The sequence below is a fragment of the Nocardia sp. NPDC005998 genome (assembly GCF_040614395.1).
Classification (GTDB): Bacteria; Actinomycetota; Actinomycetes; order Mycobacteriales; family Mycobacteriaceae; genus Nocardia.
The window spans coordinates 1-10,862 of sequence record NZ_JBEXUI010000083.1; the positions used below are offsets into that span (position 1 = coordinate 1).

General features: G+C 65.9%; 11 protein-coding genes and 1 tRNA gene. 4 read left to right on the top strand and 8 right to left on the bottom strand.

Annotation, left to right across the window (positions count from 1 at the left end):
• Positions 1–881: 881 nt before the first annotated feature.
• A complete protein-coding gene (recA, locus tag ABZ293_RS41720; protein ID WP_355189866.1) occupies positions 882–1,925 on the bottom strand; it encodes a recombinase RecA in 1,044 nt (347 codons plus the stop codon).
• 193 nt (positions 1,926–2,118) lie between these two features.
• Complete coding sequence (locus ABZ293_RS41725) at positions 2,119–3,138, bottom strand: AsnC family transcriptional regulator (RefSeq protein WP_355189867.1); 1,020 nt, start codon at positions 3,136–3,138, stop codon at positions 2,119–2,121.
• A 97-nt stretch (positions 3,139–3,235) separates the two neighbouring features.
• On the opposite strand from ABZ293_RS41725, the gene ABZ293_RS41730 reads away from it, so the two are divergent.
• Positions 3,236–4,645: an MFS transporter gene (locus ABZ293_RS41730; protein ID WP_355189868.1), complete on the top strand. Its 1,410-nt coding sequence runs from the start codon at positions 3,236–3,238 to the stop codon at positions 4,643–4,645.
• A gap of 95 nt (positions 4,646–4,740) precedes the next feature.
• On the opposite strand, the gene ABZ293_RS41735 is transcribed toward ABZ293_RS41730, so the two are convergent.
• The 3 genes from ABZ293_RS41735 to ABZ293_RS41745 form a co-directional block, all read right to left on the bottom strand.
• Entirely contained in the window at positions 4,741–5,190 is a 450-nt protein-coding gene (locus tag ABZ293_RS41735; protein ID WP_355189869.1) for a nuclear transport factor 2 family protein, read from the bottom strand.
• 68 nt (positions 5,191–5,258) lie between these two features.
• Positions 5,259–6,152, bottom strand: coding sequence for a pyridoxamine 5'-phosphate oxidase family protein (locus tag ABZ293_RS41740; protein ID WP_355189870.1), 894 nt, complete (start codon positions 6,150–6,152; stop codon positions 5,259–5,261).
• A gap of 4 nt (positions 6,153–6,156) precedes the next feature.
• Positions 6,157–6,618, bottom strand: a complete 462-nt coding sequence (locus ABZ293_RS41745) for a VOC family protein (RefSeq protein WP_355189871.1) — start codon at positions 6,616–6,618, stop codon at positions 6,157–6,159.
• Positions 6,619–6,772: 154 nt separating this feature from the next.
• On the opposite strand from ABZ293_RS41745, the gene ABZ293_RS41750 reads away from it, so the two are divergent.
• Positions 6,773–7,288: a CGNR zinc finger domain-containing protein gene (locus ABZ293_RS41750; RefSeq protein ID WP_355189872.1), complete on the top strand. Its 516-nt coding sequence runs from the start codon at positions 6,773–6,775 to the stop codon at positions 7,286–7,288.
• A 2-nt stretch (positions 7,289–7,290) separates the two neighbouring features.
• Here ABZ293_RS41750 and ABZ293_RS41755 read toward each other — a convergent pair whose 3' ends face one another.
• From ABZ293_RS41755 to ABZ293_RS41765, 3 genes are all read right to left on the bottom strand, one after another.
• Positions 7,291–8,499: a tetratricopeptide repeat protein gene (locus tag ABZ293_RS41755; RefSeq protein WP_355189873.1), complete on the bottom strand. Its 1,209-nt coding sequence runs from the start codon at positions 8,497–8,499 to the stop codon at positions 7,291–7,293.
• Positions 8,496–8,690 carry a DUF3046 domain-containing protein gene (locus ABZ293_RS41760; protein WP_355189874.1) on the bottom strand — a complete coding sequence of 65 codons (195 nt, stop codon included), beginning with the start codon at positions 8,688–8,690 and terminating at the stop codon, positions 8,496–8,498. The genes ABZ293_RS41755 and ABZ293_RS41760 overlap by 4 nt, the downstream gene beginning before the upstream one ends.
• Positions 8,691–8,784: 94 nt before the next feature.
• Positions 8,785–9,942, bottom strand: coding sequence for a glycosyl transferase (locus ABZ293_RS41765; RefSeq protein ID WP_355189875.1), 1,158 nt, complete (start codon positions 9,940–9,942; stop codon positions 8,785–8,787).
• 60 nt (positions 9,943–10,002) lie between these two features.
• Between ABZ293_RS41765 and ABZ293_RS41770 the strand changes: the two genes are divergently transcribed.
• Together ABZ293_RS41770 and ABZ293_RS41775 are read left to right on the top strand one after the other, a co-directional pair.
• Positions 10,003–10,704, top strand: a complete 702-nt coding sequence (locus ABZ293_RS41770) for an HD domain-containing protein (RefSeq protein ID WP_355189876.1) — start codon at positions 10,003–10,005, stop codon at positions 10,702–10,704.
• 68 nt (positions 10,705–10,772) lie between these two features.
• Positions 10,773–10,857: transfer RNA gene (locus ABZ293_RS41775), tRNA-Leu, on the top strand.
• Positions 10,858–10,862 lie beyond the last annotated feature (5 nt).

Genomic DNA, 10,862 nt, shown 5'->3' on the forward strand with positions numbered 1-10,862 from the left:
GCGCGCTCGACCGAGTTCCCATGATGTCCGAATCGGCCGAACCACCTTCGGCCAACCGGACCCGTCCATCCCCCCGCTCTTCCCACTGAAAACCCGAGGCCTCCGAATCGCCTTCAGACCACGGCCCCCGCCCCGACTCGGACGCACCGGATCCGAAACCGATAGCCTCCGAGTCAATTTCCGACCGCCGCCCCCGTCCCAACCTGGACGAACCCGAGCCGAAACCATCGGCCTCCGAATCAACGTCAGGCCACCGGCCCCGCCCCGACTCGGGCGCACCCGACCGGAAACCATCCGCCTCCAGATCGGCGGGCCGACGACCTCGCCCCACCCCGGACTCACCCGATCGAGAACCGCCGCGCACCGAGTCGACCTCGGACCACCGGCCCTGTCCCAATCCGGATCCGCCCGACCGGAACCCGTCGGCCTCTGAGCCGACCTCGGACCACCGGACTCGCCCCAACTCGGACTCAACCGAGCGGAAAGAGTCGGCTTCCGAATCCATCTCCGACCACTGCACTCGCCCCGCGGACTCGCCCGAACGGAGCCCAGTCTCTGGGTCACCCTCGGACCACCGGGCTCGCCCCGCCTCGCCCGACCGGAATCCGGCAGCCTCCGAATCGCCCCGGGACCGCCGACCCCGCCCCAACCCCGACTCACCCGCCCCGAAACCCGAAGCCTCCAAGTCCATCTCGGACTTCCGTGCCCGTACCGATCCAGGTGCACCCGAATGTGATCCAGTCTCCTCCGGGAGAGCAGGCCGCCCCGAAGCGGAGAGCAGCTCATTCAGCTGACGCCGAACCTCTTCCACCGGATCGGGCCGCGCCTCATCGGACGCGGACCGACCACGACGTGATGCTGGGCGCCGAGAGTTCATCGGATCAGAAATCGGCGGGAACCTCTGCGGCCGCTTCCGCGGTTACATCGGCGCCGATGCCGAGCTTTTCCTTGATCTTTTTCTCGATCTCGTCGCGGACATCGGTGTTCTCCAGCAGGAACTTGCGGGCGTTCTCCTTGCCCTGGCCGAGCTGGTCGCCCTCGTAGGTGTACCAGGAGCCGGACTTGCGAATGAAGCCCTGCTCGACACCCATATCGATGAGCGAGCCTTCCTTGGAAATGCCCTGACCGTAGAGAATGTCGAATTCCGCCTGCTTGAACGGCGGCGAAACCTTGTTCTTCACGACCTTTACGCGGGTGCGGTTGCCGACCGCGTCGCTGCCGTCCTTGAGGGTTTCGATGCGGCGCACATCCAGGCGCACCGAGGCGTAGAACTTCAGCGCCTTACCACCGGTCGTGGTTTCGGGCGAGCCGAACATCACGCCGATCTTCTCGCGCAGCTGGTTGATGAAGATGGCGGTGGTGCCGGAGCTGTTCAGCGCACCGGTCATCTTGCGCAGCGCCTGGCTCATCAGTCGAGCCTGCAGACCGACGTGGCTATCGCCCATCTCCCCCTCGATCTCGGCCCGCGGCACCAGCGCGGCCACCGAGTCGATGACAATGATGTCGATCGCACCGGAACGCACCAGCATGTCGGCGATTTCGAGGGCCTGCTCACCGGTATCGGGCTGGGAGACGAGCAGCGCGTCGGTATCGACGCCGAGCTTGCGGGCATAGTCGGGATCGAGCGCGTGCTCGGCGTCGATGAAGGCGGCGACACCGCCCGCGGCCTGTGCATTGGCCACCGCGTGCAGGGCGACGGTCGTCTTACCCGAGGATTCCGGACCGTAGACCTCGACAATGCGGCCGCGCGGCAAACCGCCGATGCCGAGCGCCACGTCCAGCGCGATGGATCCGGTCGGGATCACCGAGATGGGCTGGCGGGCCTCCTCGCCGAGACGCATGACCGCGCCCTTACCGAAGCTCTTCTCGACCTGCGCCAGCGCCAGCTCGAGCGCCTTATCGCGGTCGTACGCCTGTGGTGCCATATCCTCATCCCCTTTTCGACGGGTAAGTCTCGTTCTTGGTTGGCGCCCACATTAGAGGGCGGCACCGACAAGTTCTGGCGACAAGCCTAGACGAACAGATGTTCGAGTCAAGCGACGCGCCCGACAACACGCGAGCCGACTTCGGCGCACCGGGCAACCGCCGCGCTACGGCCGATTCCGCACCACCGCCCGTTCACCGCACCAGCGATATCCGATCGCTGTCCAGCAGCGTCTGCGCCTGCTTGAAGACCCGCAGGGCCGGTGTCACCTCGACATCGGTGATCCCATCGAGGGCACCGAGCCGCTGGGTGACATAGCGGTAGAGGTGGGCGGTATCCCGGCACATGATCGACGCCATCAGATTGACCGACCCCGTGGTCGCGGCGACGAATACGGTCTCGGGATGTGTCGCGATCGCGGTGCCCACCGCCGCGAGGTCGGCCGGGCGGGTGCGCAGCCACAGCGCCGCGCGCACGGCATACCCCATTCGCTCGATCGCGAAATCGAGATCGAAGTAGAGCACCCGGGATTCGACCAGTTCGGCCATGCGACGCGCCACTCTCGTTGGGGTCCAACCGATTTCGGCGGCGATCTGGGCATAGGGCGCACGGCCGTCGCGACCGAGGATCGCCAGTATCGCTTCGTCTTCGGCCGAAAGCCGCACCGGCGCTTCCGGTCCCATATCGGCCCGCGTCGCCTGGGACCCGAGTTCGCGCAACTGCTCCGCGGTGAACAGGTGACTGAAATGCGGCCACTCCTCGTCGAGCGGAAACCGATGGATCACCTCGTGCGCCGTCAAGCCGATCACCTGGCTGGCCTGCGGCAATGTCTGCAGCAGCAGTTTGTCGCGGCGTTCGACCGAGCGCGGGCGGCTCACACAGGTCACCTCGGATCCGGTGGACAGCAGGGTGACCCAACTCAGATCCGGAAACCGAGCCAGCGATTCGGCCAACCGCACCGCCTTATCCGGCGTCGTGCGCAGCCGGATCGCCCAGCGCGCATGCCCGAGCGGCACCGCGTTCACCTGCCCCGCCACATGCAAAATGCCGCGCTGCCGCAGCGACCGGTAGCGGCGCGCCACCGTCTGCTCCGAAACCCCGAGGATGGCGCCCAGCTTGGCGAACGCAATGCGGGCATCGCTGACGAGCGCGTGCACGATCTGCTTGTCGAGCACATCCAGAACGGAGGATTCCGACTCTTCCAGAGACTGCATAGGAGGAATATATCGCCAACAGGCGCACAGCTATGTGGACATCACCGTAAGGCTCACGCTGGGTGTCGAAATCGTTCATTCGCCCCCGGAGGCTCCAGTGAAGAAATGGCTCCCCCTATTCGCGGCGTGCCTCGGCACGCTGATGCTGCTCATCGACGTCACCATCGTCAATGTCGCGCTCCCCGATATCGCCGCCGATCTCGGCACCGGACTCTCCGGACTGCAGTGGGTGGTGGACGGATACGCGCTGGCACTGGCCGCACTGCTGCTCGTACTCGGCTCGCTGGCCGATCGGGTCGGCGCGAAGCGCGCCTATCTGGCCGGGCTCATCGTCTTCGCGATCGCATCGCTGATCTGCGGGATCGCCGACACCTCGCCGAGTCTCATCGCGGCGCGGGCACTTCAGGGTGTCGGCGGCGCCGCGATGTTCGCGACCACACTGTCACTGCTGAACTCCACCTACACCGGTCGGGACCGCGGTGTCGCCTTCGGCGTCTGGGGTGCGGTCGCGGGTGCGGCGGCCGGAATCGGCGTGGTGCTGGGCGGTGTGCTCACCGAGGCGCTGTCGTGGCGGTGGATCTTCTTCGTCAATCTGCCGATCGCAGTCTTGGCGATCGTGTTGACCGCCATCGTGTTCCAGCCGTCACCGCGGCAGGCGGATCGGGCCGTGGACCTTCCCGGCATGCTCGCGTTCGCGACCGCCGCGACAGCGGTCACCTATGGTGTCATCCGAGGCGGCGAACACGGCTGGTCCGATGACGCGACATTGCTCGCGCTGACGCTCGGCGTGGTCGCATCGCTGGCCTTCGCATTCATCGAATACCGCAGTGCGGCACCGATGCTCCCGCTCTCACTGCTCGGCAACCGCAACTTCGGCGCCACGCTGGTCTCGGCTTCCGGACAGACGTTCGCGGCCTTCGCTGCCACTCCCCTGGTATCGCTGTGGCTGCAGCAGCAGCTGCATATGACGCCGCTGCACGCGGGACTCGCGATGCTGCCGATGGCGGCGACCGCATTCGTGGTGGCCGGTGCGTTCGGCAAGCTGCTGCACGATGTTTCGCCGAAATGGACGATCGGGGCGGGCCTGGTGCTGGTCGGCATCGGAACCGGATTGCTCACCATCATCGACGCCGGATCATCGTGGGTCGCATTGGTTCCCGGATTCGCGGTGATCGGTGCCGGCATCGGCATCAACTCACCCGCGCTCGTGGCGGTGGGAATGGCGGCGGTGCCGCCGCGACAGGGCGGAATCGCCGCTGGCGCGGTGAATACCGCGCGCCAGCTCGGACTCGCGCTCGGAGTCGCGGTGCTGGGCACGGTATTCCGCGAGGTCGCCGATGCCGATCAGCCGATGACATTGTCGCGGTTCGTCGATGGGCTGGACGCGGCGTTCGCCGTGGCGGCCGGGGTCGGGATCGTGTTCGGGGTGATCGCATTCGGGCTGTTCCATCGTCAGCACGAGGTGGTCGCGGATGGTCCAGCGGAGCGGGAAGTTGTTGCCGCATAGGTAAACCCGCAGCGCAGACGTGTGCCGGAATCCCCGCAGCGCAGGGGTTCCGGCACCAACCGCGCGCGGATCGTCGAACCAGCAATGCCCCCGCACTACCGCTGCGGCAGCACGGATTCGTCCCCTTCCTGACGCGGGCCGAAAATGCGGCGGTCGGATTCCTCGATGCGGACATCGTTGATGCTGGCCTCGCGCCGCGACATCAGACCTTCCGGGGTGAACTCCCACTGCTCATTGCCGTAGCTGCGCCACCACTGGCCGGATTCGTCATGCCATTCGTATTGGAAGCGGACCGCAATGCGATTGCCTTCGAAGGCCCAGAGGTCCTTGCGCAGCGCGTACCCGTTCTCGATGGACCACTTTCGGGTGAGGAACTCGACAATGGCGTCGCGGCCGGTGAGGAACTCGTCGCGATTGCGCCAGACCGAATCCTCGGTGTACGCCGCGGCGACACGCTCGGGATCCCTGGTGTTCCAGGCATTTTCGGCGGCAAGCACCTTCACCTTCGCGGATTCCAGGTCGAACGGCGGCAATGGGGGTCGCATAACAAGCTCCTTCTTCGGTATCGGATTCGGCCGCACCCTGCGTGGATGTCGCAGAGGCGTGGATCCGGTCAGGGATTGACCGGGGAGAGTTCGGCAGGACCCCAGCGCAGCGGGCCCGAACCGCGAACTTCCACTACATCGGTAATGGTGAAGTCGATCGTGCACTGAGATCCGGCGGTGAATGTCGCAGCATCCCAGATCAATTCGGCGGTTCCGGTGAGCTGCAGCGTTCCGCCGGTGCGCCAGTCCGGGATCAGAATGCCGCAGCGCGGATTCACCGCGATATTCCCTAGCGTCATGAACATCGAGTTGCCCTGGTAATCCGGCCATCGCAGCCGCGTGGACGAAAGCACCTGCAGAAAACCGGGATTGCCGCCGCGATGGGAGGCATCGGCATTGCCGTCGACATCCGTGGTCGCGACGAAGAACGTGTCGGCCGCGGTAATCAGCTCTCGCTGGCGCGCGTCGAGTTCGGTACCGCATTGCGGCGCCGGAATATCGACACCGGGTCGGTAGGAATCGATCGTCCGGCGTGAGATGTATTTCGGGCAGTTCGAATACACCTGGTCGACAGCGATCCGCAACCCGTCACGCCACTGCGTCGGCACCGCGAAACCATTGACTCGCATCCGCCTGCGCCGCTGCGGCTGCAGCGCGATCATGCCGATCCGGGCGGGGCGGGTCAGTGTGCGATGCAGCGGATCGCCGACCGCCGGAAATGCATCGACCGCGATCGTCTCGGCATCGAGAGCATGCACGAATCCCAACGGCCCAACCAACTCACTGGCCCACACATGGCCCGCATTGTCTGCCGCCGCGAGCACGACCATCGGCTGTTCGGCCAGGAAGGACGCCGCGACATCCGGGATATCGCCGCGAATCATCCGGCCGACGCGGTCCGCTATGTGCTGCTGACCCATTCGCTGTTGTACGGCGACCTCACCGGAGTGGAAGTGCGTCATCGGCTCAGAAGAATCCACAGGTCGGAGCAGCACCACTCGGCGCGGGAGCGGATTCGGCGCCAGTGGGCGCGTAGACCTCGAGCCGGATGCCGTCGGGGTCGGTGAAGAAGATGCCACCGGAGGCCACGCCCTCACCGTGCGCGACGACACCATCGTGCACGAAATCCACCGTGAGTTCGCGCAGCAGCGCCTCGATCGCGCGCACCTGTTCGACGGTGTCGACCTGGAACGAAAGGTGATGCAGGCCGGGAGTATCAGTGGAGAACGTGCCGTCGGACTGCTGCCAGAGGGTGACCATGAGCTTGCCGTTGACGCCAAGGAACGCCCAGCGTTTGCCGTCATCGGTGCTGGTCGCGAGCTGTTCGAAACCGAATGCGCGCCGATAGAAGTCCACCGAGCGGTCCAGATCGGAGACGTTCAGGCCGATATGTCCGGTGACCAACGGTGGCGCGATGGCTGTCGTCATGTGAATCCTCCTCGAAATCAATAACCGTCATAGATTGTTTGACTGGTTAGAACATAACGAGCGGCAGCATGGGCGTCAACCTTTAAAATAAATTTGACTAGTTAGAACGGCGGTGGTCGACCTGACGACACAAGGCGGATCGCTACCCTCAGGTATGCCCGATCCACGACCCCACCTCGGTGAGCCGCTGGCACTCGACCTGCTGAACACCCGATGGATCGAGAACGGGCCGCAGGATCTGCTCACCGATGTGGCGGGTCTCGGCATCTGGCTGACCTCGGCCGGGCTGGCCGAGCGCGCGAAAGCCGACGAACCGACCCGGCAGGCGGTGCTCACCGCGCGCACCGCCATCTATGACGTGCTGAAGCACACCTCTCACACCGCACTCAATGAGGTGCTCGACCTCGGCCGGATCCGGCGCACCCTGACCGATACCGGCCCAGCCGATATCGTCGACGTGCCCGAAGCGACCTGGCTCCCCGGCTGGCTGGCCGCCGACAACCTGTTGCGGCTACTCGCCGAGGCACCGGACCGGATCCGCCAGTGCGCACATCCCGATTGCGTGCTGTTCTTCTACGACACCTCGAAGAACGGCACCCGCCGATGGCATTCGATGGCGACCTGCGGCAACCGCACCAAGGCCGCGCGCCACTATGCGAAAAGGGTTTGAGCTCAGAAGAGTTCGTCCAGCAGCCGGTAGTAGTCCAGCCGTCGCCGATCCGGCTCGGTGAGACCGTAGGCGGTATAGAACGCGTGCAGTTCGTCGTCATCGAAGTCAATGGGCAGATCCCGCGCGACCAGGGCCAGATCGCGGTACCGATCCGCCACGCCCAGACCGCCGACGTCGATCAGCAGGCCGCCGTTCAGGACATTGGACGGAGTGAAATCACCATGCGCGACAACGAGATCCGCATCCGTCGGGCGTTCGGCGAGCAGCCTGTCGAGTATCTGTTCGGGCGTCAGCCCTCGGTTGTCCTCGTCGAAGTCCTCGGTGTCGACTAGACCCTCGAGCACATTGCGCCGCGCTTGGGCGAGCACGACATCCAGTCCACCGTCGAACGGGCACTCCGCGACCGGGATGTCGTGCAGGCGGCGTAGCACGGCACCCATGACCGCGCCCACCGATACCGCCGGATCGTCGAGTGCAGCCAGGCTCGACACGCCCGCATCCGCCAGCACCAGGACATCGTCCTCGAACACGGCGATATCCGGTAGCCGAATCCCCCTGCCCCGCAACCAGTTCAAGCGCTCGTACTCGGCGACGGCCTTCGGCCCACGCTTCACCCAGTACGTGCCGTTGACGTGCGCGACACCACCGCTCATCCCTTCGTGATCATCCGACCACGTGGGTTCCTCGCCGAGCAGCGCGACCACCTTCGGCGGCAAGGTCGCGGGCAGTTCGTCGAGGGCGTCCAAGGACGTGCGCGTGGATTCGATCAACTCGGCATCCCCCTCGGCGACTCGCAACTTCAGCGCCTCACTCAGCAATGCCTTGGCCTCCGGCAGCCGACCTTGTTCGGCGAGCGCCTTGCCCAGGTGCTGCAGCGCGAAGGACAACACCTCCGGCGCGCAGTCCCGAGCCCGGTCGACGGTCCGGCGATACAGCGTTTCGGCGGTGACAACATCGCCGCGATACCGGTGGACATCGCCGAGGTTGATCCAGACCGAAATCCGGCGGCGATCGCTGTCCGCGAGTTCGAGGGCGCGATCGAGGTGATCCAGGGCCTCGTCATAGCGGCCGAGTAGTAGCAGGTCGATACCGGTCTTGCGGAATTCGGCGAAATCGACCGGCCGGGCGGCCGCTACCCGCGCAGCCAGCTGTTCATGATCGGTAGCGATCATGCGCAGCCGCCCGTCGAAGCGGTATCCACCATCGGTCACCAGCGTGATCTAGGTACATCGAAATCCGCACAGAGTGCACGCCACACATCCCGTGGATCGACACCCGCCTCGATGGCAGCGGCACCCGTCCGCCCGCCCAACGCCGGGATGGTGTGATCTTTGAGCAGGCTATCGCCACGGGCCACACCGAACTCGGTGTGCAACAGCTCCTGGAACTCGGTCAACCGCACCGTGTTCAAGATACTCGCGTCGCCGCGCTCACTTCCAGATACCGGTATGCGGTGGCGTTGCCCATTCTCGAATTTGCACAGGGCGCCCCTGGAATCAAGCTCGAACGCTGAGAACGTCGTGGCAGATAGCGATGGCATCGGCGACGTCCGCGACGCCGGAGGCCGCCTCCTGTGCCGCGGTCGTGTAGGAGGGGGTGTGGAGGAGCTCTCGGACCGCCGCGCGAACGGCGTCCACGGTCAGCGGCCGAACCAGAATCGAGCTGCCCTGGCGGGCGGCACGATTTGCCAGTTCCCATTGGTCGCCGCCGCCGGGGACGGTGACGATCGGGACACCCGCGAGCAGGGATTTCGCCAGCAGGCCGTGCCCGCCACCGCCCACGACGAGCGAGGCGTGGGTGAGTAGTTCGTCTTGACGGCCGAGTCCAGCGGTCGCCCAGGGCGGGAGGTCGGTCGGCGGGGTGTCGAGCATGGAGATGGCGACCCGCACCCCCGCCCCGTCCAGGGCGGCCAACACGGCGTCGACCATGCCCGCGACGCCGGTGTGTGCCGTCGACGGCGCGACCATGACCAGCGGCTCATCACCGGGCGGCAGGTCAAGAGTTTTCCGGGTCGGTTCCCACAGCAGTGGGCCGATGACATGGGTGTGCTCGGGCCAGTCGGGGCGCGGCACTTCGAGGGCGGGCAGGGTGGCGACCAGGCGGGCCGCCGGACCCGGATCGGTGGCGGACAAGCCGACACTTTCACGGGCATGCTCCCGTTGCCGCAGACCGTTGCGGATGGCGCGAGCGCTCATGGTGCGCAGCATGCCGTCGCGGAGTCGCCCGCGCAGACCCTGCCCTGGCGCGAGGCCACTGCCGATGGGCGGCAACGCTTTCGACGGAAGATACAGCGGATGCGGCGACAGCTCGACCCATGGCACCCCGAGTCGCTCGGCGGCCAGCCCGCCGCCCGCGGTGAGCACATCCGACACCACGAGTTCCGGCAGCATCGCGCTCAGATCGGGCAGGATCTCGGTCGAAATATGCGCCGCACGTTCATGAATGCGCTGACCGGCATCGCGGTCATCGTCGACGGCGCGCGGGGCGAGACCCTTGAGTCTGCGTACCGCAATGCCCGCCTCCTTGGCGGCGTCGAACCAGCGCGGTCCGGTGAACAACACCGGTTCGTCACCGGCGGCCAGGAAGCGCTCGCACAGCGCCAGCGCCGGAAACGCATGGCCCGGATCCGGCCCGGCAACAACGGCAACACGCATGCGGTCAGCCTGCCATATCAGCCTCGGAATCAGGTGGGGTGGCGATCAGGCGGAGCGCGCATGGGCCCCATTCCGGGTGCCCGGCCCGCCAGCGTTCACCGAAACGCCATTCACCCGCAACCCCACCGGCCGACGATCGACGGCAGACTGGTCCAGACCATTTTGCTCACTGCGTCGGACGCGCTGAGCAGTGAGCGAGCGCATCACGAGATCGGGGCTGAGGTGTCGGTATCCACCGTGGACGAATTGATCAACCTGCTGACCGACTGCGCCGATGTCTGGGATATGCCCGACCGCAGCGGCGACCCCGTCGACATCCTCGATCACGACCTGCAATGCGCCCAACTGCTGCGCCTATCCCATCCCGATGACGAGGAACTGCAACTGGCCGGACTGCTGCACGACATCGGCCACAAACTCGTCCCCGGCGACGACGCACACCACGGCGAACACGGAGCCGATGCGATCCGCTCGCTACTCGGCGACCGCGTTGCCCGACTGATCGAACTGCACGTCATCGCCAAACGCTATCTCGCCGCAACCGATACCACCCACACGCTTTCCCCCGCCAGCCAGCGCACCCTGATCGCCCAGGGCGGCCCGATGACCCCAGCCGAAATCGCCGAATTCCGAGCCGATCCCGACTTCACCGCCGCCATCGCCCTGCGCCGCGCCGACGATGCGGGCAAGATCGTCGGCCACGAAGTCGCCCCGCTGGAATCGTGGCGCCCGGTCATCGAATGGGTAGCCACCACACACTGAACCCACGCGCCGTCACAACCGATTTCAATACTTCCCCACTCATCCGTTACCCTTGCTCAGCAACACCGGTCCGGGTGGCGGAATGGCAGACGCGCTAGCTTGAGGTGCTAGTGCCCTTTATCGGGCGTGGGGGTTCAAGTCCCCCTCCGGACACAGAC

Coding starts and splice junctions, on each gene's coding strand:
- recA (WP_355189866.1), bottom strand. CDS start 1,925: ATGGCACCACAGGCGTACGACCGCGATAAGGCGCTCGAGCTGGCGCTG.
- ABZ293_RS41725 (WP_355189867.1), bottom strand. CDS start 3,138: ATGCAGTCTCTGGAAGAGTCGGAATCCTCCGTTCTGGATGTGCTCGAC.
- ABZ293_RS41735 (WP_355189869.1), bottom strand. CDS start 5,190: ATGCGACCCCCATTGCCGCCGTTCGACCTGGAATCCGCGAAGGTGAAG.
- ABZ293_RS41740 (WP_355189870.1), bottom strand. CDS start 6,152: ATGACGCACTTCCACTCCGGTGAGGTCGCCGTACAACAGCGAATGGGT.
- ABZ293_RS41745 (WP_355189871.1), bottom strand. CDS start 6,618: ATGACGACAGCCATCGCGCCACCGTTGGTCACCGGACATATCGGCCTG.
- ABZ293_RS41750 (WP_355189872.1), top strand. CDS start 6,773: ATGCCCGATCCACGACCCCACCTCGGTGAGCCGCTGGCACTCGACCTG.
- ABZ293_RS41765 (WP_355189875.1), bottom strand. CDS start 9,942: ATGCGTGTTGCCGTTGTTGCCGGGCCGGATCCGGGCCATGCGTTTCCG.
- ABZ293_RS41770 (WP_355189876.1), top strand. CDS start 10,003: ATGGGCCCCATTCCGGGTGCCCGGCCCGCCAGCGTTCACCGAAACGCC.